Here is a 25,000-nt window from a genome sequence, read left to right as displayed (position 1 = left end):
CAGCTTTAACCTCAATTACGCTTTAACCTCTGTATGTTGCTCAGCAGCAATGCCTTGTTCAGCTTTGCCAGCATTCATAATTTCAGTTTGTTTACGGATTGATTCACCGTGCACCAATTCTAAGAATTTCTCAGTAAAGTTTAAGTCTAATTTTAAAGCTTTTGCAAAAGCATGACCCTTTTTAATGATGGCATCCCAACGGTTAACCTGTAAAATAGTTACCTGGTTATCGCGTTTAAACTCACCAATTTTTTCTACAATAGCCATACGCTCACCTAATTTCTGCAATAAGATGTCATCAATTTTATCGATTGATTTACGTAGATCAGCTAATTTATCAGCGAAAGCTTCGTTTGGTGCTTCTGGTTCACGAACGGTTAAACGATCAACCAATTCAGCTAAAGCCGCTGGCGTAACTTGTTGTTTAGCATCTGTCCAGGCAACTGAAGGATCTACATGAGATTCGATCATTAAACCTTGCATATCTAAATCTAATGCTTTTTGAGAAATGTAAGGGATTAACTCACGGTTACCACAAATATGACTTGGATCGTTGATGATCGGTAATTCAGGACAAAGTGTTTTTAATTGGATCGCAAGCTCCCACATTGGTTCGTTACGGAAAGAACTTTTCTCGAAAGAAGAGAAACCACGGTGGATAGCACCAATTTTAGTAATTCCTGCGCCATTAATACGCTCAATTGCACCAATCCATAATTGTAAATCAGGGTTAACCGGGTTTTTGATCAATACCGGAACATCATGACCTTTTAAAGCATCAGCAATTTCCTGAACAGTGAAAGGATTTACAGTAGAACGTGCACCAATCCAAAGGATATCTACACCAGCTGCTAAAGCCTCTTCAACGTGTTTTGCATTTGCAACCTCTACAGCTGTTGGTAAACCTGTTTCTGCTTTAGCACGTTTTAACCATTCTAAACCGATACTTCCGATACCTTCAAATTCTCCCGGACGTGTACGTGGCTTCCAGATACCAGCTCTCAATACCGATACTTTACCAGTTGCAGCCAATAAATGTGCTGTAGTTAATAATTGTTCTTCAGTTTCTGCGCTACAGGGGCCAGAAATGATTAAAGGCTCGTTGTTTACGTTTAACCAGGTGTTTAATGGTTGGATGTTTAAATTAAGTTTCATGATGATGGGTTTGTTTAAAGTCCAGAGTCCCTAGTCGGAAGTCTGAAGTTATATTTTAATTATTTTATTATTACAAGTTTGAATGTTCTACTATTTGTCTTCGGACTCCCGACTTAGGACTCCCGACTTTTTATACTTTATCGTTCTTCTGGTATTCTCCTAGTATGTTGAAGTTCGATGTATATTTTAATGCTTTTCTAATCGCCTTATCATATTTTTCGGTACTTGGCCACTCTAAGTCGACGTAAAAGTAATACTCGTTTCTTTTACCTAAAACCGGCATAGATTGTATTTTTGTTAAGCTTACATCCTGTTCGGCGAAAATATTTAACACAGTTGCCAATGAGCCTGCTTTGTGTCCAACCTGAAAACAGATTGATGCTTTATTTATTTTCTTTCCTTCGTCTGTTTTATCCTTTTTAAGGATTAGAAAACGGGTGTAATTTTTTTTGTTCGATTCTACACGGCGTTCTAAAATGTTTAAACTGTAAAGTTCTGCAGCTAAACTATTTGCAATGGCCATGGTATCGGTTAATTTCTCCTCCTGAATGCGTTTTGCACAGGCAGCAGTATCGTTGCTCTCCACGATTTTAATGTGTGGATAATCATAAAAGAAATCGATACACTGGCGGATGGCGATAGGATGTGAAGTAACCACTTTAATATCTTCAAACTTTACGCCTGGTAGCGCCATCAAGTGCAATTGGATAGGTAAGTAAACCTCGCCCACAACCGAAAAACCAAAATCTCTGATCAGTGTATAGTTTGGTAATAAACTGCCAGCGATAGAGTTTTCGATAGCCATTACTACGAAATCGGCATCGTTTTTCTCTAGCTTGTCGCAGGTTTCTTTAAAAGAATTACACTCAACAGTTTCAATGTCTTTACCAAAGAATTTGTATGCGGCCTCCTCGTGGAAAGATGCTTTAATACCCTGAATTGCTACTCGTTTTGTCGTTTCCATTTTTGCGTTAAAACAAAAAAGTCCCGGCTGTTTGCCGGGACTTTCTTATACATTTTAATATTGTTATATATCTTTTTGCATATTAGCCCCGGCTCTTACTAAAATAGTAAAAGTAACCAAAGTAATATGTGTTTGTAATTTGCATTTCTTCTTTTTGTTGAGCCAAATGTAATAACAAAATTTTATTTGTCAATAGGAAATTGAAAATATTTTTAATAAAATTTAATTTTGTTTAAAATGGACTAGTTTCTTAATAGGCCTTTTTGTTTCTTAAAACGGTTGAAAAACGGATTTATATATGGTTAGGGTTAGAAATATTGATTAGAGATGATCAGTCGCGCGAGATCGTCATTCCCAACTTGATTGGGAATCTTAATGCAAAAGTATTAAGATTCCCGCCTGCGCGGGAATGACGATTGTACTAATTGAGTACTATCATAGAAGCGTAACGAAGTACATGCAGACGATGAAATACCTGTTCGCCACAGTCATCGATTCTTCGCTGCGCTACCATTGATAGACTCCAATAGAATGATCGTCATTCCCGCGCAGGCCTATCGTGTGGACTCATCTCTGTAGCGGTCGTCATGCTGTCCCGAATCTTCGGGATCAGCATCTTTCCTGCTATTAAATGATACTTAAACCCTTAAAAACGCTAGTTTAGGCACATATGTTGATTGTTTTTTTTCGCTCTTTGCCGCGGGGCATCAAACTTTTGAGGCATCAAAAGTATGCAAAACCGGAGCTTTAGCGGAGCTCATTCATGCCTATAAAACAATAAATAACCATGAATAAATGCTTTGTCAATCCAGCAATGTGGCCTCACGCAGCCCAGGCTCATCAAAAAAACAGCGGCACTTTGTTTTGTTCGTTTCTACAAAATGAAAGTTTGAGGGCTATTTTTACAAAACCACTGTGTTTTAGGTTTGGCAGTACAACTTGTTCTTTTTTTTACCCGTTTTTTTGATTTCCTGCCACTTGGGATTGACGGACGTTCTTCGGTAAAACCTGTGTATTATTAAAGTAGGCTAGCATAATGCCCAAAAACCCAACACTCAAAAGATGTGTCCACACGATAGGCGCAGGCGGGAATCTTAAAGCGCGCGCTACTAGCGATCGCTGTAAGATTGCTTCCCCGAAAAACAGGGCAGGCTGTCGGCTGAAAAAGCCTTTACAGCAATGACGATTCCTCGCAGGCTATTGTGGCTAAAAAAAATGTTCACAAAAAAAGGTCTGTGGAGACACAGACCATTAGATTAATATTTTTATCCAGTAGAACTTAACTCTCCCCGGTCATTGAGTCCTTTTACTTTATTCTGTTGCAAAGTTTCGTACCTGTTTCGTTCCTCTTCACGTAATTCCTGTTGCATAATTTTAGCAATTTTGGTGCTTCCATCATGGCTCCATCCCGGGGGATTGAAAATGTATTTCACTTTATCTATAAAAGTAGGCGCTTTTTTAACATCAGCGCTCAAGGCAATAAACTCATGAAAAATAATGTTAACCGCACCAGTATCTTCTGGCTGAGTAGTTAAACCATATTTAATCACATCTTCTGGTAACTCCTCTTGGAAAGTGCCGAACCACCTATCCCAAAGTATTAAAACCATACCCATGTTTTTGTCTAAGTAACGTACATTGCTGGCATGGTGTACGCGGTGATGCGATGGTGTTACAAAAACATATTCATACCATTTTGGAAGTTTAATGTTGTATTGCGTGTGAACCAGGTTACCATAAATTTGGGTCACCAGGTAAGCAAAAAGAATATCAACCGCTGTAAAACCCATAAATGCTAAGGGCAAATAAAAGAAAACACGGTACAATGGTTCGAAAACGGTTGAACGGAAACCAGTGGTTAAGTTAAAATGTTCTGATGAATGATGTGTAACGTGCATTGCCCAGAAAAAGCGTACATAATGACCAACTGTATGCAAAAACCAATACAGAAAATCCTGCGCTAAAATCAAAACAAACCAATAAAGCCAAATATTAGGAATTTGGAACAAACGGAATTGATAGCAATATTGCAGTAGAAAAAAAGTGCCTGTTTTTGTTGCTAAATTGATCACAATAGCAGCCGTCATCAGGTAGATATTGGTCCAGGTATCGCGTTTGGTATATAATTTTCTGTCGTGCATATAGCTGAAATACATCTCAACCAGGGTTAAAACGATTACGAAACTAAATAGCCCGATAACAGAAATATCACTTCCAGTAAACTTCATTTTACAAACTGTTATAATAGTCTAAACTGCTTAAAATATCGGCTGTGCTTACACGGCAGTTAAACGTGCATTTGCCTGTTGTTTCTAAAAGCGAGAAAAGAATATTTCCATCTTCATTCTTTTTATCGCTCTGCATCAATTGTAAAAGCGTATCGAAACTTTCTTTTTTGATGTGGTATTTAGGATATAACGATAAAATATATTCACTAATATCGTTCAGTTCCGCTTTGGTTAACGTACTGTTTTTGATTGATAATGCAGCCTCACAAACGAAACCGATGGCAATCGCTTCACCGTGGGTTAACGGATTTTCGTCATTCGTCAAAGAATAACCCTCTACAGCATGCCCAATGGTATGGCCGAAGTTTAAAATCTTACGCAGATTTTTCTCATGCGGATCGATGGTTACCACTTCATTTTTAATTTCTACTGAGCGGTAAATATCTTGAGCAGAAGGGGTTAAGTAGTTGCTTTCTTTTAATTTTTCGTAATAAGGCTTATCATAAATCAAACCATGTTTAATCATTTCGGCAAAGCCCGATAAAAGCTCACGTTGTGGCAATGTTTTTAAGAATGCAGTTTCGATAAAAACCATTTGTGGTAAGGTAAAGGTACCCACCATGTTTTTTACATTATCGATATCGATTCCTGTTTTACCACCTACTGAAGCATCAACCTGGGATAAAAGGGTAGTAGGTACGTTAATAAAATCGATTCCTCTTTTATAAGTAGAGGCAATAAATCCACCCATATCGGTAATTACACCACCGCCTAAATTAATCATTAAACTTTTGCGGTCTGCCTCAAAATCCAAAAGCGTTTTCCAAATTCCGATACAAAAATCGATATTCTTGTTTTCTTCTCCTGCCGAAGTTTCGATCAGGTCAAATTCAGAAAAATCATCTAAAAGGGACTGAAAAAGCGGTAAGCAGATTTCGCTCGTATGCTCATCAGCAAGTACAAAAACTTTACTGTATTTGTTGCTTTCTAAAAGTGTTTTTAGTGCTGCTAAACTACTTTCGAAATATAGGCTGTGGCCTGCGCTGGTTAGTGGTTCCATTAAATAATTTCTATTTTATTTTCGCCAAAAGTGATAATATCGCCAACCCTAACCTTATAGCGTTTGCGGAACTCGACCTCGCCGTTAGTTTTTACTAAACCATCCTCAACAACGGTTTGGGCATCACCGCCACTGCCAACTAATCCGGTTGCTTTTAACAGCTGGATTAATGGAATAAATTCGCCTTCTAATTTGAATTGTATCATTTTGTGCAAAAATACGATTATTTAGAGGTTTTTAGTTTTAACAATCAATGCTTTTTATAATTTTGCACCAATCTGACTTATTAATAGATAAAAATGGATTTATCCCCCAACAAACAACCAAATTTCGACAATACGGAAATTGCTTTCCGTCAAAAAACCAACAACGAACTAAAAAAAGCATATTGGCTTTTTAAAATGATTGGCAGTAATTTCCTTACCAAAGTTGGTCCTGCCATTACCAATTTCTTTTTAAATATTGGTTTACCCATTCAAGGCGCTATAAAGGCAACTATCTTTCAACAATTTTGTGGTGGCGAAACCATTGCCGAATGTGATAAAGCCATTGAACAATTGGATAAAGGCGGAGTGGGTACCATTTTAGATTATTCGGTTGAAGGCGAAGAAGAGGAGCAGGTTTTTGATGAAACCTGTGCAGAGATTATCCGTACGATTGTTCGCGCTGATGGTGATACTAAAATTCCGATTACGGTTTTCAAAATTACCGGAATTGGTCGTTTTGCCTTATTACAGAAGCTGGATGCTAAAGAAACCTTAAATGATACAGAAAAGGCAGAATACGAAAAAGTAAAACTGCGTTGCGAAATGATCTGTAAAACTGCTTTCGATAAAGGCGTACCAATTATGATCGATGCAGAGGAAACCTGGATACAGAATACCATTGACGAACTGGCATTGGATATGATGCGTAAATTTAACCGTGAACGTATTATTGTTTACAATACCTATCAAATGTACCGTCATGATAAATTAGCCGATATGAAGGCCGACCATTTAATTGCCAAAGCTGATGGTTTTATTTTGGGTGTGAAAATGGTTCGTGGTGCCTATATGGAAAAAGAACGTAAACGTGCAGCAGAAATGGGTTATCCTTCGCCAATTCAGCCAGATAAAGCAGCATCAGACCGCGATTATAACGAGTCTTTGCGTTATAGTGTTGATCATATTGAAGAAATTGCCATTGTTGCCGGAACGCACAATGAAGATAGCAGCCGTTTATTGACTTACCTTTTAGAGGAAAAGAATATTACGCACAATCATCCCCATGTATATTTTGCCCAGTTGTTAGGGATGAGTGATAACTTAAGCTTTAACCTTGCCGATTCGAATTATAACGTAGCAAAATATGTTCCTTATGGACCGATTAAAGCGGTAATGCCTTATTTGTTCAGAAGAGCACAAGAAAATACTTCAGTGGCCGGACAAACAGGCCGTGAGCTGGGTTTGATTGAAAGAGAATTAAAAAGAAGGAAACTGTAATTCAGTTAACAGTTGGTTTTTTCAGTTAATAAGGTCGTCATTTCGAGCGGAGTGCAACGCAGTCGAGAAATCTAATTAGATAGATCTCTCCATTTCACTGCATTCCAGTCGAGATGACGATTTTTCTTTTAGTTTCGTCATACTGAACTTGTTTCAGTATCTATCATTCTGTAAAAGACCCTGAAATAAATTCAGGGTGACGAACAGAGGATATTGAGGTGTTATAGATGCCTGCGAATTGAAAATTCGCCCACTGGTAACTATTTCTTCACTACAAAAGATTGTTTACCGCTAAGCAGGTCGTAGAACAAAATAAAATCGCTAACTAAGCTATAACCTGGATATTGAAAAGTAGCCGGTTTGTTTTTTTCGAAGAAAAAGTGACCCACCCATGCAAAGCCGTATCCCAATACGGGTATGGCTAAAAAGAAATGCCAATTGTGAAAAAGAAAGCCTGTAAAAAAAGCAAGGCAAACCAGTCCTGTACCGATAAAATGTAAAATGCGCGATGTGGTATTGCTGTGTTCTGATAAGTAGAAAGGGTAGAACTCTTTAAGCGATTTGAACTTTTTTTCTGACATACACTAATTTACAAAATTCCGTTTGCTTTTAAAAAGGATTCCAGTTGAGCCGGTTTTTCTGTCATTAATAAGGTATTTAAACCTACTTTTTTAGCACCTTCTATATGTTGTGGACTATCGTCAATAAATAAGGTTTCGGATGGGTTTAAATTGTTGTCTTTTAATACCTGTTCGAAAATATTGGTGTTGGGTTTACGCAGTTTCATGTGCTGAGAGAAATAAGCTTTCTCAAAATAAGCATCGTAATCATTAATTTTGAAGGTTGTTTTCAAGTAATTGATAATCCAATCGTAGTGGATTTCGTTGTTATTGCTCAATAAAAAAGTACGGTATTTTTCTTTTACCCTAAGCAATAAATCGTGGTTTTCCTGTATGGTTCCAATTAATAAGCTGTTCCATGCATCATCAATCTGCTGGTCGGTTAATTCGGGTTTCCCTGCGGCATTTCTAATTCCTGCCCTAAATTCGGCTGGAGAAATTGCACCAGTTTCAAAATCATCAAATAGTTGATTGTGCGCTTTGTGGGCGAAGAAATTTTCAATATCCGTAATGCCCAGTTTTTGAAAAGATGCCTGAGCAATTCTGAAATCGATATCAAATATTACGTTGCCGTAATCGAAAATAATGTTTTTAATGTTCTGCATGGAAATCATTAGGATTTGCTGCAAAGATATTATTGCTGATTTAATGAAGTGTATTAAATCACGTTTTTTTACAATAAATAGCAATACAACCTAATTTGATAAGTTTTAATTATTGAGTGATCTTTTGAAGGTGTGCCATTCCCGCCCAATGTAATTAAGTTAAGGAGAAAACAAAAAAACATTGTCATCCTGAGACTGTCGAAGGACAAATGTTTTTTTGTTTTCTCAATTAAATGGTCTTCGACAAGCTCAGACTGACAACAGATGTGCTAACTCAATGATATTGTATTTTCGCCTTCGCGGCAATGACGCAACATCAAAATGATTTTATTTATAAACCTATTTCGGCTCTACTGTTACCGATTGGATAATTGGTCTATTCTTTTTGTCATTCGTTTTTAGCGCTTTGAACACAAAATAGATAGAATGGAATTTTCCATCCGAAAGCATATTAATTGGAATACTTTTCCTGAAGGTAGATTTGCCAATCATAATGCCTTTAATGTCATCCAACCTGATTTCGATCTCTCCATCGGTACCTTGATCAAGGTTTAAGAATGAAAGATCAAAGCCCGAAATGCCAGATAAGTCGATGTTTTTGATGGCTAACCAACCATTATCCTTAGTTAATACAAGTTTTTCTCCGCCAAAAACATCTTTTCGCTGAAAACCACCAAAATCTTTAATGTCGTCAGCATCAATTATACTGCTTTTAAGATTGATGAGATTAGTTGTGGTTAAAGGTTTTAAACCTGCTGCACCTGCATCGGTATAGGTTGCTTTTAGCGTCAATACAGATTTCTTCTTATCGGTGGCTGCTGGTGGAACAATTTTGCCAGAAGTTGGAAGTGATGCTTTAACGGCTTCCTTGTTGCCTAAAGTCATAATCCACGCTGTAATTTTTTTCACTTCAGCCTCTTTCATTGCGGTATGTGCAGGCATTGGTACTTCTCCCCATACGCCATGACTACCTTCAATCACTTTTGAAGCCAGGTAATCAACCGCTTTGCTGTCGTTTTTATATTTAGCTGCAATTTTATTAAACGCAGGACCGATGGAAACTGCAGCCTCTTTGTGGCAAGTGCTACAATCAGATTTTAGCATTAGCGTTTTACCCACAAGCGTTTGTGCAGCTTGTTGGTGGCCCAATTGTGCGCCTGCTAAATCGGTTCCTTCGGTATAGGTATTGGAAATATAAATGCGGCTGCTATTCACTTTTGCACCCTTATCGCTCACTAAAACCTTGTAATCAACTGGTTTATTCGGGAAATAAAAACTTTTGTTACCAGCTAAATCTATACTCACATTAGGGTACTCGTTACCTGCAAAAACCGATATCACCTGGCTCTTTGCTGAAGCTTTACTTTTATCCATTACGGTAACACTTACCGGATATTCGCCTACCTTAGTAAAGGTATGCTGTAGGGTTGGTGTTGTGGTTGTTTTGGTCATTCCTTTTCCAAGGTTCCAAATATAAGTTAAAGCATCTCCATCAGGATCTTTAGCTGTAACAGTTGCAGTCATCTTGTAAGGAAGTAAACCGCTTGTTTTTATAATGTTCAGGCTTTCAACTGTTGGTGGTCTGTTTCCTTTCAGGTAATCGATCCTGGTAATTGCAGCATCAGGATTTTTGGTAAACCAGCCTTTGCCGTACTCGAGGATATATAACTTTCCATCGGGACCCAACTCCATATCAATTGGTGCTGCTAAAGAAACTTTAGACATAAAAGGCTCCATGCTTAGGTAATCACCCTGTGCATTCATTGTAACCGCTTTAACCCATCCACGTACCCATTCATAAATAATCAGCTTTCCGTTGTAATAAGCTGGGTAAGGTGAGTTTGCTGTAGCATAATATACTGGCCCGGCCATTGCTGTACGGCCACCTGCACCAACCTGTGGAAATTCCTTTGATTCGCCATAAGGATACCAGATATATGCCGATTGCGCGGGTGGAAGTTTTTCCAAACCCGTATTGTTTGGCGAGTTATTGATAGGAGATTCAGGATCAAATGCATTCCCATTTGTTCCATTGGTATAGTCGTATGCTTTATAAGGGTAGTTGTTCCCGATAAACAATGGCCAGCCGTAATTACCAGCTTTTCGTGCCTGGTTTACTTCATCATAACCTCGAGGGCCTCTTAAATCGTCATCATTGGATGCATCGGGGCCAACTTCTCCCCAGTATAAGAAATTGGTTTTTTGATCTACCGAAATGCGATAAGGGTTTCTATTTCCCATTACATAAATTTCTGGTCTGGCTTTTGGATCGTTTTTAGCAAAAAGGTTGCCATCAGGTATGCTATAAGTTCCATCCTCATTTACTTTTATCCTTAAAATTTTGCCTCTTAAATCGTTGGTATTACCTGCCGATCTTCTGGCATCGTATTGTTCTAAACCCTTTCTGTTATCAAGCGGGGCATAGCCTTTATTTACATATTGTTGTTTGGGTACATCAAAAGGAGTGGAGTTGTCGCCAGTAGAAACATAAAGAAGGTTGTCTGATCCAAAAGCAATAGATCCTCCGGTATGGCAGCAGATTTCGCGTTGAGAATAGAATTCTAAAATGATCTTTTCTGATTCTTTTACAATCTGATCGTTTATGAGCTTAAACCTGGATAATCGATTTACCGATTTATCAAACGGACTGTAGAAAAGGTAGATATATTTATTAACTGCAAATTTTGGATCTGCGGCCATGCCCAATAATCCTTCTTCTGCATTCACATCAGGGGTGTTGGTTTTAAAATAAACATCAAGTTTGCCAGCTTCTTTAATTTTTTTGGTCTGATTTTTATAAATCAACACTTCACCTCTGCGCTGCGCTACCAAAATATCCAGGTTAGGGAGGATGGTCATTTCAGTAGGCTCTGTGAATTCTCCTTGTGCAAGGGTAACTTTTACAAAACGGTCTTGATCTGGTGTGTCTATTTTATGTTTTGGGGAAAATTCGAAAGCCTTGCTTTCGTAAATGTTTTTGTTTAGTGTTGTTGCCGATATAAATACAAATGCAATGGCAGATAACAGTAGCGTAAAAGTTGTTTTCATTTATTTGGTTGAGGAATTTTTAATAAATATAGGATATAGTTTTATAGCCTGAGGTATTGTATCAAAATTTATGCGAATAATGTATAAATAGAATTTGTTATTTATAAAATGAATGAGTTATAGAATTATAGATTGATTGAATTACCATCTCAAGTTAATCTTTTCATAATATGTAAATATTAATGTAACTTAAACAAGAGAAAGCAATTGCAGAGCAGTTTTTAATTTTATTAAAGATTTGGTTCGCTAGTGCCTAAAATCAAAAATGATTTATAAAAATGTTTTTAATCAAAATCCATTCGTCAACAAATTTAGTATGGTTATCTATTTTTTATTTTAGAATCTCTACTGTTGAATTGGTATGGTGTTGATAATGTTAGCTTTATATATAGACACACTAAAAATGATGCTATGACTGGAGTAATAACAGCTTACAATAAAGAAAGAGGTTTCGGTTTAATCTCGCAGTATTTGGTTTTAGAAAGCATTTATTTTGATATAGTAGATTGCAAAGCGAAGGGTTTGTATGTTGGGAGTTCGGTTGAATTTGATACTGCTATTACTAAAAGAGGAGTAGTGGCTAAAAACATAATGGGTATAGTTAAACTTAAGGTTAGGCCCAAAACTTTAATATAAAGATTTCGATTTTAAAATTTTGCTTAATCCCTATTCAGCGCGTTCCGTTTAGGCTATTTAAAATCAGTTATTATAAATAATTGATTTAATACGTATGGCAACGGGAACCATTGTCACATTTCATAACCACAAACCTCTCTGTTTCTTAGCGCATGATCAGCTTAAAAAGCGGGTTTTAGTCCTTAAGTTCGAAGGATTTAAAATTGGCGATCGGGTCAATTATCAGCTCATATCATCTCCAACCGGACTCATCGGAATCTGCGTAAAAAGCAATTGCATTTAAAAATCGCACAACTTTAAGTTGTTTTTTGAATTATTTTTTGTCAGCCTATTGTCATTCTGATTTTAATCTGTAAATTACGAAATGGGCGATAAAGTAAATTTGATTCTTGGAATAGTTTTCCTTTTAGGTGGTTTTAGTGTTTTCTTTGTGATTTTTAGCGGAAAAAAGGGTTAGTTCAATTTTCAAATACTTTTTTCAGGAGGAATTTTTCTCTTCGAATGGTTTATTGATGATGCGGCGAAATTCGGTATCCGAATAAAAAAGAATTCATTTTCTGGTATTACATCAGCCCTATATTATTTAGGATTGCTGGAGTATGTAACAATAAATAAAGCTGAAGCTTAATTAGTAGGAGATTTTTTATAAAATCTTCAATTACAGGCTATGCCATATCTTATTGTATGCCTATCGAGATATTTATTGCCGGTAAGCAGTGCTGTTCCTATCTGTTGTTTAATTCAAATACAATGTGTTGATGCTAGTGCAATGCCCTAAAATAGGAAAGTCGTTGAGCCTGTATTCGACTTTTTTTGTTTACATGTGCTATGTTTGTTCAAGTACTAAAATCATCACTAATTATCGCTTGATCTATAGATTTGATATAGAAATCTATTTAATAGCTAAACCTTTTCTATTTTTTGTATGTTTAGTGTATAAAATCTAAATTATGCAAGGAACAATAAAATTTTATAATGAAGCTAAAGGTTTTGGCTTTGTTGTAACAGAAAATGGAGATGAAGTTTTTGTTCATGTTACAGGCTTGATTGATAAAGTAAGTCAGAATGATCGGGTAGAGTTCGAGATTGGACAAGGGAAAAAAGGTCCCAATGCGGTTAATGTAAAACTGATTTAATGCTTCGATGAGATTAGGTACTGTAAAGTTTTATAACCCTAAAGAAGGCATTGGTAGCATTACCCCATCAAATGGAGGGAGAGAAGTAAGCGTTTTTGCCCGCGGCGTAATAGATCCGATAAGGCCCAATAATATTGTTCAGTTTGATATTGAATTTACACCAAGTGGCATCGAGGCCATTAAGGTGATCGTGTTATCTACATAGATAGGCCATTTAAATAAGGTTCTTTTTATATCATTGTATTAGTTTATATATTATTTGGCACAGTTTTTTGGGTTAGCTATAATAGTTAACGCAAAAAAGTCGAAATGGTGATAAAAGAAATGGGAACTATAGATTACTATAATGAAACTGAAGGCTTTGGGAAAATCAGGAGCGATATTGGAGAAGAAGTTCTGTTTTATCAAAGCGGCCCAATAAATGGATTTAATCCGAGTAGGGGCTCGAAAGTTTCTTTTGAATTGCATCAAATATTATCAATTGCAATAAATGTGCTAATTATTGAGGCGAAAGCTTAATGATTGTTTAATGTGTTGATCCTTTAGCCTGTATTGCAGATAGAATTTATCATTAAAATAAATTATTTTAGCAACTTGTAACCAAATCTGATAAATTTGGTCTTACTGTTGTTTATCCTTAAGTTTTTATGATACAGTTAGAGCCAATTAACGGGTTTTTTAAAAGAGAACGTGCGTTGCAGGCAATATACCCTATGCGTATGTTGATTGTACGCGAGGGAAATGGCTTTTTGTGCATGAATTCTGGCGATTACCCCCTGTTAAAAGGTAGGATGTTTTTTATTCCAGAAGAAGGTCTGGTTAGGTTGGATGGAGAAATTACCTCAGGTTATTGGCTCAGTTTTAGCAGTTTGTTATATGCCGAATTTTTACTTCAGCACTTAGATCCCCAGGCTAAGAACCTCTTCTTAAATTTATCTTTCAGGGATCTCGATCCGCAAAAATCTACCAAAACTTATAGTTTACTCGATCAGCTAAAAAGAGAAATCAATATTAAAAAAGATATGCCCTTTTTAGCACAGTACTTATCATTATTTCTGGGATTTACAGCTGGTTTAGATGGCTATCTTACTGCTTTAACCTTAGATGAGTTACAGCAGGTATTGCGGTTTAGGGCCATTTTGGAACAATTTTATAAGCAAGAAAGATCCATTCAATTTTATGCGGAAGGCATGGGAATGAGTACTGGTAAATTAAATAAATTTTTAGACCATGTACTTGGAAAAAGCCTAACCGTGCTCATAAAAGATCGGATTATGCGCGAAGCGGAAGAATTGCTGCTTCATAGTGATTATACGGTTGATGAAATAGCTGAACTATTGGGCTTTGAACAAACCACTAATTTTAGCACAAGTTTTAGACGGCACAAAGGCGTATCAGTACTTCAATTTAGCCGTCTAACCTAAATTAAATGAAAAATTGGTGCGTCTGGCAAAGAAATGATCATCCGTTTGATTTCATCTCTTCTAGAGAACAGGTTTCCAGACCTCACCACATTAATTGCTTTCGCGCCTAACGCGTAAAGTTTTGCTTACTGCATCTATTTTATCAGCCGCACCAATTTTTACGTCCGCTAAATTATAAAATCTTAGTCTAAAGAAGAAAAATATTCTTAATAATGTTACGTATTTGTATTTTAGTGTTTACAAGTATGTGTCTGCGTTACTCTCGAGCAGACAAAATAAAAGTCTAGTAAATTTGTAGATTATTGGCAAAAAATTATATTTACCAAAAATATAATCATTGTAATAAGAGTTTATGAAATCTTTTCCCATACTAAATGCATTAAAATTTATAGCTTTTGCTACGTTGATGGCCAGTTTTACTTCTGTACAAGCACAAAGTAAAAAGAAACCCAACATTATTTTTATCCTGGCTGATGATTTAGGCTATGGTAACGTACACAGTTTTAATCCAAATTCTAAAATCCCGACACCAAATCTGGATAAGCTAACTGAAGATGGAATTAAGTTTACCCGTTTCTATGCTGGAAATACAGTTTGTGCACCTTCAAGATGTGCTTTAATGACTGGTTATACCATGGGCCATGCCTGGATAAGGGGCAATGCAAAAGCAAAAGATGGTCTGGCCGCCTTACGTGCACAGGATACTACCCTGGCCGAACGCTTAAAAGGAAACGGATATAAAACAGGCATGTTTGGTAAATGGGGACTTGGCGATGAAGACAGCAAAGGTGCACCACATTTAAAAGGCTTTGATAGTTTTTATGGATATCTGGATCAGTCGCATGCACACGATTATTATACCAACCGTCTGTATGAAATTGTTGGTGGTAAAACAGTAGAAATACCTGTTGACACCACAAAATATACTGAAGACTTGATTGTAAATAAAGCTGTTGATTTTATTAACGCCAATAAAGATCAGCCTTTCTTTTTGTATCTGCCTTTAACGGTTCCACATGCGGAGTTGAAAGTACCTGCAGCACTATTGAAGAAGTTCCAGCATGCAGATGGTTCGAGTAAATTTCCGCCGGAAATGCCTTTTGAGAAAAAGGGAAACTATGATAGTCAGGCGCAGCCACATGCTACTTTTGCAGCAATGGTAAATAAACTCGATGCTGATGTGGGTACTATTGTAGCGTTAATCAAAAAATTAGGTTTGGATAACGATACTTATATTTTCTTTACGAGTGATAATGGCCCTCATAAAGAAGGTGGTGCCGATCCGGTATTTTTTAATAGCAGTGGTGAGTTTAGGGGCGTTAAAAGAGATTTGTACGAAGGTGGCATCCGCGTGCCGTTAATTGTAAGGGCACCGGGTAAAATTGCGGCAGGACAGGTTAATCCTACACCATGGGCCTTTTGGGATATATTGCCAACCTTGGGCGAGCTTACCGGAACAGCATCGCCAAAAAATATAGATGGCCTGTCGTTTTCTCCATTGTTAAGTGGGAAAAAAGCAGCTAAAGAACACGAATATTTCTACTGGCAATTTAGCGAAAGTGGTTTAAAAGAAGCTTTAACCAAAGGCGATTGGAAATTGATTCGTTTTAAAGATAAAGGCACTGCCGAAAAGTTAGAGTTGTATAACCTAAAAGCTGATATTGGGGAAAAGAACGATATTGCTGCGAAAAATCCTGATACGGTTAAAGCACTTTATGCTTTGATGAAACAGGCTAAAACACCTGCAGAAAATCCACGTTTTGATTGGTCTGAAATTGAAAAATAGATGAAAATGAAAGTGATTAAGCCAATTTTAGTTTTAAGCTGCGCTTTGCTTTTTGCCTGTAAAAACGATGTGGTGAAGCAGAATACTCAAGTGAAAGTGAAATATAAGCCTGAGGCTTGTTGCTCGTCTAACCTGCCATCAAGGTTTGGTATAAAAGCGACTGGCAATGTTCGCCAATTCGGTGATAAGAAGACTTTATAAGGATGGTAGAGAAGTCAAGTTTTTAAAACTTGACTTCTCTTTATTGCGCCCTGCAACCCCGAAAATGAAATACTGTTTAGGCCCATTAGCCCCGGTTGGAGTGTTACCCTGCAGCAACGAGGTACGAGGTACGAGGAAGCGAAGCGTAAAAGCGTAAAACGGGAAGAAACTGACTGTTTTGTACCCGCATTGCGCTCCAAATGGAAATTGGTGTTTTTTAGATTAGGAAATGAGTGGCTTGTGGCTCTTGGCGGTTTGCAGTCCCGCTTTTGCTTATAGTCCTCGCTGCGCTCCGGGCTATTCCGCTCTATCGGGTTTACGAACAAGGGTCTGTGCACCCTGCAACCCCAAAAATGAAATACTGTTTAAGCCCATTAGCCCCGGTTGAAGTGTTACCTTGCAGCAACGAGGTACGAGGCAGCGAAGCGTATAAGCGTAAAACGGGAATAAACTGACTGTTTTGTACCCGCATTGCGCTCCAAATGGAAATTGGTGTTTTTTAGATTAGGAAATGAATGGCTTGTGGTTCTTGGAGGCTGTCAGCCCCGCTTTCGCTTATAGTCCTCGCTGCGCTCCGGGCTATTCCGCTCTATCGGGTTTAGGAACAAGGGTCTGTGCACCCTGCAACCCCAAAAATGAAACACTGTTTAAGCCCATTAGCCCAGGTTGAAGCGTTACCCTGCAGCAACGAGGTACGAGGCAGCGAAGCGTAAAAGCGTAAAACGGGAAGAAACTGACTGTTTTGTACCCGCATTGCGCTCCAAATGGAAATTGGCGTTTTTTAGATTAGGAAATGAATGGCTTGTGGTTCTTGTAGGCTATCAGCCCCGCTTTCGCTTATAGTCCTCGCTGCGCTCCGGGCTATTCCGCTCCAATCGGGTTTAGGAACAAGGGTCTGTGCACCCTGCAACCCCAAAAATGAAATACTGTTTAAGCCCATTAGCCCCGGTTGGAGTGTTACCCTGCAGCAACGAGGTACGAGGCAGCGAAGCGTGTAAGCGTAAAACGGGAATAAACTGACTGTTTTGTACAGGCATTGCGCTCCTGATGTAAATCAGTTTCTCTTTGACTACTAAGCATATAATTTTAACCATATGAGACATTTAAGAACATATTAGTTTCAATGAACTTCCATGTCTTATGTGGTTCAGAATATTAAATGAAATAAGTCTGTGAGGACACAGACCATGGTATAAGAAAGGTCGTCATTCCCGCGCAGGCGGGAATCTTAAAGCTTATTGCATTAAGATTCCCAATCAAGTTGGGAATGACGATTCCTCGCAGCTTATTACTTCAAAAAAATCCTCTGTCATTTGTATCGGTTTTTATACAATAAATTATCTCTCAGAATGACACTACGCGTAATTAATCCTCAAACAAATAACCGCTATAGGCTAATCCTTTAGCCACACTTTTAAAATTGTCGCCAGAGTTTAATGGAATGTGCGGGAATTTGGTTTTAAACAAGTTTTGCACGGCCGAAACCATCGATGTTCCACCGGTTAGAAACAAACAGTCAATGTCATCTGGGTTGATTTTGTAGGTTTCCATAAATTGATTCAGATACGCATCAATTTTATTGATGTCTTTTTCGATAATCGAATTATACTCTTCGAGCGAAATGTTTTCATCAATCTCGATTTCCATGTTGCTGTAGGTAAATGTAGAAACAGGCTGATCGGAAAGTTCAATCTTTGTTTTTTCGATCGATCTGAACAAAGAATAACCCAGGTTATTTTCGATCAAGGTGATCAGGTTTTTAAATTTCGGATCGTTTCCAGAGTAATAATAATATTCCTCAATCTCTTTCTGGATTTTTAAACCGTTAAAAAAGTTCATTTTATCCCAGGTGCAAATATTGGCAAAAAGCGATTTCGGTACATTTAAAACTTTGCCAGGTGTGGCCTCATACATGGTGTTTTTTCCGAAATATGGCGTGCCTTTATCCCACATAAACGCAGAATCCAGACTATCGCCACCAATGTAGATACCACCAGAGGCAATCATATCGTTTTTACGGTCTTTGCTACCTACCTTATCCGGATCAAGGATCAGGTAGGTGAAATCTGTTGTGCCTCCACCTAAATCGGCTACTAAAACACGTTCTTTCTTCCTGATTGTTTTTTCGTAGGCAAAGGCCGCCCCAATAGGTTCGAATTGAAAACGCACATCCGTAAAACCTGCGCTTTCTGCAGCTTTTTTTAACCTGGTTTGCGCCAGGGTATCTTTCATCGTATTATCATCATCAAAGAAAACCGGACGGCCGATAATGGCTTTGTGGCAATCTTCACCAATGATCTGATCAGCCTTTGCTTTTAAATCTTTAAGAATCAGGGTTACCAGGTCAGCAGCTGTATATCTTTTGTTATGGATTCTGGTTTCGGTAAAAGTAGTTCTCGAAAGGATCTGTTTAATGGATTTAATAAACCGGCCTTTCATACCGTCGCTCAGGTAAGCATCTATTGCTTTTTCGCCAACAATATGACTTTCACCATCAACAAAACTTTTTACCTCAGTAAAATAAATTAACGAGGGGATCGAAATCGTATCAACAATTTCTTTCTTTTCTTCATCATAAATAGAAAGTGCCGAATTGGTTGTTCCAAAATCGATTCCGTATAAAAACTTACTCATGGGCTTGATGTATTGTGGTTGTGGCGATTTAAAAAGGGGTTGCGAAAGTATTAAAAAAAAGCGAGGCCTGAAAGTTTTAAGCTAAAAATATACCTTGTATATAAAACCTTATTCACTATATTTAAAAAACATTCACGCTTTTAAATTAAATCACAGTTGAAAACTACTATACTCTGTTTACTGGGCTTAATTTTCCAGCTTTTTTGTATCAATACGGTTTCTTTCGCTCAAAAAAATGTACCCGATACGGTAAGAACCGGAATTTATGTAACGAGCATTCACGATATAGATTTTAAAGACAAAGAATATACTGTTAATTTCTGGTTATGGCTAAAATATAAAAACAAAGAATTTAATTTTGCTGATAACCTGGAGATCCCGCAGGCCAAAACGGTTAGCAAATCATTTTCTACGATCGATAGCAGTGGTAATGAAGTGTATATGCTCATGAAGTTGCAATGTGTAATGAAAGATTCGTGGTCGATCAATAATTTTCCATTCGACCATCAATTGCTGAGGCTTTCTGTAGAAAATTCTCAATTCGATTCAGCTGCCTTGGTATTTGTTCCTGATACATTAGGTAAACAGTTTGATCCGCGGTTTACCCTTCGTGGATGGAATATCGACAGTTTAAAAACTTCTTCTGCCAATAAAATTTATGAAACGGCTTTTGGCGATCCAGGTATAAAAGTACCAAGAACCGAATACAGTAGTTATAAAGTGAGGATCGGGATTAGCAGAGATGCTTTTGGCCTGTTCTGGAAAATGTTTTTGGGCATGTATGTAGCTTTTTTTATTGCTTATATGTGCTTTTATATCCATGCCGATAGCATCGATTCGCGCTTTGGACTAAGTGTAGGCTCTCTTTTTGCCGTAATCGGTAATAAATACATTATTGATGGTTCGCTCCCCGAATCGACTACTTTTACACTGGTAGATACCTTGCACGGAATTACCCTGGTGTTTATTTTAATCGTGATCATATTAACAGCCTTTTCTTTAAAAATGATCAAAAAAGGAGAGGAGAAAAAAGCTGAAAGGTTTGATCGGTTTTTCTCCATCTCGCTTTTAACCGTTTACCTTCTTTTAAATATTTTCTTTATCGTAAAGGCTATAAATGCTTAGCCGAAGATTAAAATAACTCACTTGTACCCAAATGGGCGTTTACAATGCGGGTAATCTGCTGGCCAAGCTCTTTCGCATTGCCAATCCCTATGCTTTTAAGCGCTGCCAGCTGATCGGTAGTTCTGGGCATTTTTTCGGCAATAGAAAGTAGTGCTAAGTCAGAAAGTACTGCATAATCTTGGGTGCCGCGTTGCAGCGCGATTGTTTTGCGCCATTCGACCAGGTTTTTATAAACCTGCGGATTGGAAATCTCTTTTGGCTTGATGCTTGATTTAACCTGTTTTTTCTCCGGTTGTTTATTACTTGCCGCGTGTAAGGTATTGATGTAATCTTTGATGGAAAAGGGATTCCACGAAATTTTAAATAAAGCCAGCTTGATCTGCAGTGCATCTTTACAGTCGTTTAATACCGTAAGCAGTTTATCAGAGTGGGTATCATTATAAAAGTTGATGGCCACAATTCTTGCCATTAAAGTAAGGAGTTGTTCCAGTTTTGGAACGAAATAATCAGATGCTTTCTGCAAACGTTCCCTAAAAGCACTTTCATTGGCCGGATTTTCATCGGTGCTTATTTTCGAAAATTCCTTTGCGATAAAATTCCTGGCTACTTTAAAAATCTCGTGCTGAAGGATCTGGTTGCCTTGTTCGTAAATTGATAAAAAGGCATTCTTCTCGTCTTTGTCGATCAATTTAGACCGACCGAGTTTTTCCCAGTCTTTGGCTACCAGCGAGAAATCCAGCAATTCATGGATCAATCCCCAGGCATATTGCTGCGTATAACGTGTCAGCAGCTCAGCCGAAGGTTTATCCTGGTAAGTGGCTTTTGTGAAACCGATTACTTTGGCATCGGTAATGATATTTTCGGCAACCACAGGCGATTTTAGGATAAGCCCTTCTAAGCTTCTGCAACGACTTAATGCTACGTAAGCCTGTCCGTGGGTAAATGCGGTGCTTACGTCAACTATAGCCTGATCAAAAGTTAATCCCTGGCTTTTATGTACCGTGATGGCCCATGCCAGTTTAAAAGGATATTGCGAGAATGATCCGGTGCTGGTTTCGTCGATTTTATTTTCTTCGGCACTCAGGTTATATTTAACATTTTGCCAGATTTCTTTTTCTACTTCGATTTCCCTGCCGCCACTGCTAAAGGTTACTTTTATTGAATCCTGACTAATAGCCGTTATTTTTGCCGCTTTTCCATTGTAATATTGTCTTTTGCCCGACGAATCATTTTTGATAAAGATGACCTGCGCACCCAGTTTTAATTGGAGTTTTTCGTCGGTAGGATAGGCATCCTTTGGGAAATCGCCACTTAGCTCCGCATTAAATTCGAAAATTTCTCCGGGTAATTTTTCTAAACAGCCCTGGTTAATTTCGTTAACCAGTTGGTTGTGTGTGGTTAAAGTAATGTAATCATCTTTCCATTCCTGATCTAAAGATGGATCGTAACGTTCATTCAGTTTCGCTAGTAAGCCAGCATCCAGACTGTTTTCGCGCATGCCATTCAAAATATCCAGAAATATGGGGTCCGATTGACGGTAAACTTTATCTAAGGTAAACGTAAGCATGGGCGTAGACCTGAAAACCAGGCTATCGAAAAAGTAGGGGCTGGAATAGTAACTGCCCAGGATATGCCAGGCATCGTGAAAAATAGGAGAGAGCTGGTAAAGATCGCCGATCATCAATACCTGAACGCCACCAAAGGGGCGGTTGGAGCCTTTAACACGCTTTAAAGTACGGTCGATAAAATCAATTAAATCGACCCTAACCATACTAATCTCATCAATAATTAATAAATCAAGGCAGCGTAATAACCTTGTTTTTTCATCGGAGTATTTAAAATTCGTTTCCGCATTTTCATCAACAACCGGAACCAAAGGGCCAAAGGGAATCTGAAAAAAGGAGTGAAGCGTTACGCCTCCGGCATTTATTGCCGCAACAGCGGTAGGTGCAACAATGGCAAAATTCTTTTTGGTGGTATCTCTAATCTTGCGCAGCAGGGTAGTTTTTCCCGTGCCAGCTTTACCAGTTAAAAAAACAGGCTGGTTGGTGGTGGCTAAAAAATCTAAAAGAAGTTGGTTGTCCGGATCGGGCGTATTCATATCAATTACAAAATTAACCTATTCGAAATTGATTTGAGGATAGATTAACGGGTGTTTTATCCACAATTTTTAATCAGAAAAGAGGGGTGGTAAAATGAAAAGTAAAATTAAGCACTTGAAAATGAGTTTATATTCTTTCTTTTTATGAAAAAATGCCGAAAACATTTTCGAAAATTCAATTCAAATTTGTAACATTGCACTCGCAAAAAAGGATAACCTTTTTTCCGGGCCTATAGCTCAGCTGGTTAGAGTAGAAGACTCATAATCTTTTGGTCCCTGGTTCGAGCCCAGGTGGGCCCACTGCTTTAAACCCCTTTAAGGATGACTTAGAGGGGTTTTTTGTTGCCCAAAAAACTAGGCTACTGGCTATTTAAAGGCTGTTTTGATGATGGTAGGGCCTTTGTAGATATTTTTAATTATTGTCTGCTTGAAAAGACAGGATTGCGGAACATCGGTTGACCAGCCATAAAGCTTTCGCTTTATCGATCCTATCGTGCTCAACTTGACAGATGCCCAAGTAAAAAAAAGCGATTCAATTTAAAAAAGGTTAACCTACATGGGCTAGGAATTTTAAAAGGAAAAAATGCTGGAGAAATAACATATCTTCTGTCATGATAATACCTATATCTCTTATTTAAAATTCCTACCCCCATGAAAAGCTTCTTTAGTTTCTTTGAACGCAACTTACCCGCCAACAGGTTAAAGATTACCTGAACATTAGCGAAAGCACCTCCAAACGTAAGGTAAAAGACGGCACATTAAAGCCTGTAAAACTAACGGGCAGCGATCGTTTTTAACCTGCGAAAAGGCCGTATCTGATTACCCCTTCTTTACCTGTTGTTTACCCTTTCTTGCTACCAGGTTAACCCCAGGGTTACCCCAGGCTTACCCCGGCTTTACCATTTGGTTACCTAAAAGGTAAAGCCAAGGCCTGTTTTGGCCGATCGGCCACACAGGTCATAGTTATGCTGCCCTTAAGCAGGCTGCCACAAGCAGCCCGGTTGTAGCAGTGCGGGCCAGCTGTAATGGTTCATTTTAGCTCGTTATTCGTGTTAATTGGTCTAATTTAGCTCATTTTAGCTCAAAATGGGGTGCCAATGCCGCAAAGCCGCTAGGTTTGGAGCATGGATTTAAACATACCGGTATAAACAGCAATCCTTTTTGAACAAACATTTTTTTACTTAAAAAACAAAAATTATGGCAACGTATTCAAAAGGAGCAAATGGCACATTCTCGGGCAAAGTAGGCCGTGTAATCGGCAGCAACTGGCGCAGCATAGATTACCTGAAAGCAATGGCAATGACGAAGAAGCGTTCACTTTTTACAAATCGGTTTTGGCGGCGAGTTTACAAAAATCAGCCGTTTTAAAGATTTAGCAGGCCCCGAGTTTCAGGTAGCCGAAGATGAGGCTAATAAAATAATGTACATCGGCTTGCCGCTTGGCAAAAACAATGTGTTAATAGCCAACGATGTTCTCGGCTTTTTGGGGCGGGTGAGCGAAAGTGAAAACCGGTCTAAAATATGCGTGGCTGAAAGCCGTGAAGAAGCAGCTAAAATATTTAAAGGATTATCGGCAGGCGGAGAGGTGGAAGGACCTATTGGCGACAGCCCATGGGGTACCTATGCCTGAATATTTAGAAATAAATATGGATACTTTAGGTATCGAATTTTGAAACCTTTTCGACAATGAGGCTTAATTGGTTAATTTTGATGGGGACACTATCGCTTTCCTCCTTTTCAACTTGGCATAAAAAAGAGGGCACTTTTCAGTACCCTCTTTTTTTATCTGATCTGTATTTGGTTTATTTATAAAGGTAATTTACTGCAATCACATCATTTGCATTAAAGGTGCGGTTACCACCGTTAGAGCAAGCCAGCATAAACGATTCTGCATCGGCTTTTGATGGTGTTCCAGGTATTTGGATAGCACCAACTCCTGCTGATCCTTCGTTGGAGCGTTTTCCCCCACAGCTATATGCTCTGTTCATATAGTCGGTATGGCGGAATCCTATGCAATGTCCAACTTCATGTTGTAAAACAGAAGCCAGATACAATAAATCAGGATTTGTTCCATAAGCATTAACATTTGTATTCATTTTAACCTGGTTAAATGGTTCGCCTGTTGAGGTAGGAAAACCAGCAGATCCTAAAGTGATATAGCCACCACTTGGTCCTTCGTTAAATCCAAATACATCAATGTTGCCAGTAGTACCTGTATTTGCCCTTTGGAAAGTAACACGTAGACCCAGAGAATTATATCTTGAAATCATCAGGTCAACAGCATCACTATATACTTGTGGTAAATTTGTAACAGAAACTGTAATCACACGTGGCAGTGATTTAACAAGATTCGTTGTGCGGTACTGTTCGGTTTCAGCAATGTTTAAATTAGGACTTAAAGACTTTTCAGTTAAGTTGGCATCTGTTAGCAGAATATCGCCTTCAACCAGATAACCGTTATCCACTTTTCGTGCATTTTCGACACTAAACCCTAAGTTTTTTATTTGTTGTAAAGTACTTGCTGATATTTCCGCTTTGTTGTCAGTTTGTTCAGAAGTGTTGTTCTTTTTACACGAAGATACGCCGAGAAATAAAGCGCATAGCATGGCTAATGATAAAAATTTTGTGTTTTTCATGTTTAAGTTAGTTTAGGTTAATGGTATTGATCAGATGATCTAATATATAAACAAATTATATGTAATCAAATAGTTACAATATTTTTTTAAAAAATATCTTATGTCGCTGTTTTTGGTATTTATTAATGGATCGTTTGGAATCTTAGATGGCTGCGCC

The 25,000-nt window shown here is 38.1% G+C and carries 22 protein-coding genes and 1 tRNA gene; 12 read left to right on the top strand and 11 right to left on the bottom strand.

Annotation, left to right across the window (positions count from 1 at the left end):
• Nucleotides 1-15 precede the first annotated feature (15 nt).
• From EZ456_RS12900 to EZ456_RS12880, 5 genes are all read right to left on the bottom strand, one after another.
• A complete protein-coding gene (locus tag EZ456_RS12900) occupies nt 16-1,155 on the bottom strand; it encodes a chorismate mutase (protein ID WP_131530754.1) in 1,140 nt (379 codons plus the stop codon).
• Nucleotides 1,156-1,285: 130 nt separating this feature from the next.
• Nucleotides 1,286-2,119: a prephenate dehydratase gene (locus tag EZ456_RS12895; RefSeq protein WP_131530752.1), complete on the bottom strand. Its 834-nt coding sequence runs from the start codon at nt 2,117-2,119 to the stop codon at nt 1,286-1,288.
• A 1,265-nt stretch (nt 2,120-3,384) separates the two neighbouring features.
• Nucleotides 3,385-4,347 carry a sterol desaturase family protein gene (locus EZ456_RS12890; protein WP_131530750.1) on the bottom strand — a complete coding sequence of 321 codons (963 nt, stop codon included), beginning with the start codon at nt 4,345-4,347 and terminating at the stop codon, nt 3,385-3,387.
• 1 nt (nt 4,348) lies between these two features.
• Nucleotides 4,349-5,407: a 3-dehydroquinate synthase gene (gene aroB / locus EZ456_RS12885; protein WP_131530748.1), complete on the bottom strand. Its 1,059-nt coding sequence runs from the start codon at nt 5,405-5,407 to the stop codon at nt 4,349-4,351.
• Nucleotides 5,407-5,613, bottom strand: coding sequence for an RNA-binding S4 domain-containing protein (locus tag EZ456_RS12880; protein WP_131530746.1), 207 nt, complete (start codon nt 5,611-5,613; stop codon nt 5,407-5,409). Before EZ456_RS12880 ends, aroB begins: the two co-directional genes overlap by 1 nt.
• 93 nt (nt 5,614-5,706) lie before the next feature.
• Between EZ456_RS12880 and EZ456_RS12875 the strand changes: the two genes are divergently transcribed.
• Complete coding sequence (locus EZ456_RS12875) at nt 5,707-6,891, top strand: proline dehydrogenase family protein (protein WP_131530744.1); 1,185 nt, start codon at nt 5,707-5,709, stop codon at nt 6,889-6,891.
• A gap of 260 nt (nt 6,892-7,151) precedes the next feature.
• On the opposite strand, the gene EZ456_RS12870 is transcribed toward EZ456_RS12875, so the two are convergent.
• From EZ456_RS12870 to EZ456_RS12860, 3 genes are all read right to left on the bottom strand, one after another.
• Entirely contained in the window at nt 7,152-7,472 is a 321-nt protein-coding gene (locus tag EZ456_RS12870; RefSeq protein ID WP_131530742.1) for a DUF962 domain-containing protein, read from the bottom strand.
• An 8-nt stretch (nt 7,473-7,480) separates the two neighbouring features.
• On the bottom strand, nt 7,481-8,116 hold the full coding sequence (locus tag EZ456_RS12865; RefSeq protein ID WP_131530740.1) for an HAD family hydrolase: 636 nt from the start codon (nt 8,114-8,116) through the stop codon (nt 7,481-7,483).
• 339 nt (nt 8,117-8,455) lie between these two features.
• Nucleotides 8,456-11,164 (bottom strand): PQQ-dependent sugar dehydrogenase, encoded by a 2,709-nt coding sequence (locus EZ456_RS12860; RefSeq protein WP_131530738.1) that lies wholly within the window; start codon nt 11,162-11,164, stop codon nt 8,456-8,458.
• A gap of 411 nt (nt 11,165-11,575) precedes the next feature.
• Between EZ456_RS12860 and EZ456_RS12855 the strand changes: the two genes are divergently transcribed.
• From EZ456_RS12855 to EZ456_RS12825, 7 genes are all read left to right on the top strand, one after another.
• Nucleotides 11,576-11,800, top strand: coding sequence for a cold shock domain-containing protein (locus EZ456_RS12855; RefSeq protein ID WP_131530736.1), 225 nt, complete (start codon nt 11,576-11,578; stop codon nt 11,798-11,800).
• Between the two features lie 947 nt (nt 11,801-12,747).
• On the top strand, nt 12,748-12,936 hold the full coding sequence (locus EZ456_RS12850; RefSeq protein ID WP_131530734.1) for a cold-shock protein: 189 nt from the start codon (nt 12,748-12,750) through the stop codon (nt 12,934-12,936).
• A gap of 7 nt (nt 12,937-12,943) precedes the next feature.
• Entirely contained in the window at nt 12,944-13,141 is a 198-nt protein-coding gene (locus EZ456_RS12845; RefSeq protein WP_131530732.1) for a cold-shock protein, read from the top strand.
• Nucleotides 13,142-13,260: 119 nt separating this feature from the next.
• Nucleotides 13,261-13,455, top strand: coding sequence for a S1 domain-containing protein (locus EZ456_RS12840; RefSeq protein WP_131530730.1), 195 nt, complete (start codon nt 13,261-13,263; stop codon nt 13,453-13,455).
• Between the two features lie 128 nt (nt 13,456-13,583).
• Nucleotides 13,584-14,360, top strand: coding sequence for an AraC family transcriptional regulator (locus tag EZ456_RS12835; RefSeq protein ID WP_131530728.1), 777 nt, complete (start codon nt 13,584-13,586; stop codon nt 14,358-14,360).
• 352 nt (nt 14,361-14,712) lie between these two features.
• Nucleotides 14,713-16,146, top strand: coding sequence for an arylsulfatase (locus EZ456_RS12830; protein WP_225876533.1), 1,434 nt, complete (start codon nt 14,713-14,715; stop codon nt 16,144-16,146).
• Nucleotides 16,147-16,152: 6 nt separating this feature from the next.
• Entirely contained in the window at nt 16,153-16,347 is a 195-nt protein-coding gene (locus tag EZ456_RS12825; RefSeq protein WP_131530726.1) for a hypothetical protein, read from the top strand.
• 1,365 nt (nt 16,348-17,712) lie between these two features.
• Here the strand turns inward: EZ456_RS12825 and EZ456_RS12820 are convergent.
• On the bottom strand, nt 17,713-18,981 hold the full coding sequence (locus EZ456_RS12820; RefSeq protein ID WP_131530724.1) for an Hsp70 family protein: 1,269 nt from the start codon (nt 18,979-18,981) through the stop codon (nt 17,713-17,715).
• 156 nt (nt 18,982-19,137) lie between these two features.
• On the opposite strand from EZ456_RS12820, the gene EZ456_RS12815 reads away from it, so the two are divergent.
• Nucleotides 19,138-20,106: a ligand-gated ion channel gene (locus EZ456_RS12815; RefSeq protein WP_131530721.1), complete on the top strand. Its 969-nt coding sequence runs from the start codon at nt 19,138-19,140 to the stop codon at nt 20,104-20,106.
• A 7-nt stretch (nt 20,107-20,113) separates the two neighbouring features.
• Here the strand turns inward: EZ456_RS12815 and EZ456_RS12810 are convergent, their stop codons facing one another.
• Nucleotides 20,114-22,207, bottom strand: a complete 2,094-nt coding sequence (locus EZ456_RS12810) for an HRDC domain-containing protein (RefSeq protein ID WP_131530719.1) — start codon at nt 22,205-22,207, stop codon at nt 20,114-20,116.
• 226 nt (nt 22,208-22,433) lie between these two features.
• Between EZ456_RS12810 and EZ456_RS12805 the strand changes: the two genes are divergently transcribed.
• From EZ456_RS12805 to EZ456_RS25730, 3 genes are all read left to right on the top strand, one after another.
• Nucleotides 22,434-22,507 (top strand) — tRNA-Ile (locus EZ456_RS12805).
• A gap of 897 nt (nt 22,508-23,404) precedes the next feature.
• On the top strand, nt 23,405-23,575 hold the full coding sequence (locus tag EZ456_RS25735) for a hypothetical protein (protein WP_317130002.1): 171 nt from the start codon (nt 23,405-23,407) through the stop codon (nt 23,573-23,575).
• A gap of 52 nt (nt 23,576-23,627) precedes the next feature.
• Nucleotides 23,628-23,837, top strand: coding sequence for a VOC family protein (locus EZ456_RS25730; protein WP_317130001.1), 210 nt, complete (start codon nt 23,628-23,630; stop codon nt 23,835-23,837).
• 172 nt (nt 23,838-24,009) lie between these two features.
• Here the strand turns inward: EZ456_RS25730 and EZ456_RS12790 are convergent, their stop codons facing one another.
• On the bottom strand, nt 24,010-24,843 hold the full coding sequence (locus tag EZ456_RS12790) for a M57 family metalloprotease (protein ID WP_131530717.1): 834 nt from the start codon (nt 24,841-24,843) through the stop codon (nt 24,010-24,012).
• Nucleotides 24,844-25,000: the final 157 nt, after the last annotated feature.

Source organism: Pedobacter psychrodurus (genome assembly GCF_004331735.1).
In the GTDB taxonomy this organism is placed as follows: domain Bacteria; phylum Bacteroidota; class Bacteroidia; order Sphingobacteriales; family Sphingobacteriaceae; genus Pedobacter; species Pedobacter psychrodurus.
The sequence above is the reverse complement of the archived record's forward strand: the minus strand, read 5'-3'. Positions and strand labels throughout refer to the sequence as shown.

Bases quoted from the DNA above. Each gene is read 5' to 3' on its own strand.
- EZ456_RS12895 (WP_131530752.1), bottom strand. From the start codon at position 2,119: ATGGAAACGACAAAACGAGTAGCAATTCAGGGTATTAAAGCATCTTTC.
- EZ456_RS12835 (WP_131530728.1), top strand. From the start codon at position 13,584: ATGATACAGTTAGAGCCAATTAACGGGTTTTTTAAAAGAGAACGTGCG.
- EZ456_RS12790 (WP_131530717.1), bottom strand. From the start codon at position 24,843: ATGAAAAACACAAAATTTTTATCATTAGCCATGCTATGCGCTTTATTT.
- EZ456_RS12840 (WP_131530730.1), top strand. From the start codon at position 13,261: ATGGGAACTATAGATTACTATAATGAAACTGAAGGCTTTGGGAAAATC.
- EZ456_RS12875 (WP_131530744.1), top strand. From the start codon at position 5,707: ATGGATTTATCCCCCAACAAACAACCAAATTTCGACAATACGGAAATT.
- EZ456_RS12870 (WP_131530742.1), bottom strand. From the start codon at position 7,472: ATGTCAGAAAAAAAGTTCAAATCGCTTAAAGAGTTCTACCCTTTCTAC.
- EZ456_RS12865 (WP_131530740.1), bottom strand. From the start codon at position 8,116: ATGCAGAACATTAAAAACATTATTTTCGATTACGGCAACGTAATATTT.
- EZ456_RS12845 (WP_131530732.1), top strand. From the start codon at position 12,944: ATGAGATTAGGTACTGTAAAGTTTTATAACCCTAAAGAAGGCATTGGT.
- EZ456_RS25730 (WP_317130001.1), top strand. From the start codon at position 23,628: ATGTACATCGGCTTGCCGCTTGGCAAAAACAATGTGTTAATAGCCAAC.
- EZ456_RS12855 (WP_131530736.1), top strand. From the start codon at position 11,576: ATGACTGGAGTAATAACAGCTTACAATAAAGAAAGAGGTTTCGGTTTA.
- EZ456_RS12825 (WP_131530726.1), top strand. From the start codon at position 16,153: ATGAAAGTGATTAAGCCAATTTTAGTTTTAAGCTGCGCTTTGCTTTTT.
- EZ456_RS12830 (WP_225876533.1), top strand. From the start codon at position 14,713: ATGAAATCTTTTCCCATACTAAATGCATTAAAATTTATAGCTTTTGCT.
- EZ456_RS12810 (WP_131530719.1), bottom strand. From the start codon at position 22,207: ATGAATACGCCCGATCCGGACAACCAACTTCTTTTAGATTTTTTAGCC.
- EZ456_RS25735 (WP_317130002.1), top strand. From the start codon at position 23,405: ATGGCAACGTATTCAAAAGGAGCAAATGGCACATTCTCGGGCAAAGTA.
- EZ456_RS12900 (WP_131530754.1), bottom strand. From the start codon at position 1,155: ATGAAACTTAATTTAAACATCCAACCATTAAACACCTGGTTAAACGTA.
- EZ456_RS12820 (WP_131530724.1), bottom strand. From the start codon at position 18,981: ATGAGTAAGTTTTTATACGGAATCGATTTTGGAACAACCAATTCGGCA.
- EZ456_RS12860 (WP_131530738.1), bottom strand. From the start codon at position 11,164: ATGAAAACAACTTTTACGCTACTGTTATCTGCCATTGCATTTGTATTT.
- EZ456_RS12880 (WP_131530746.1), bottom strand. From the start codon at position 5,613: ATGATACAATTCAAATTAGAAGGCGAATTTATTCCATTAATCCAGCTG.
- aroB (WP_131530748.1), bottom strand. From the start codon at position 5,407: ATGGAACCACTAACCAGCGCAGGCCACAGCCTATATTTCGAAAGTAGT.
- EZ456_RS12890 (WP_131530750.1), bottom strand. From the start codon at position 4,347: ATGAAGTTTACTGGAAGTGATATTTCTGTTATCGGGCTATTTAGTTTC.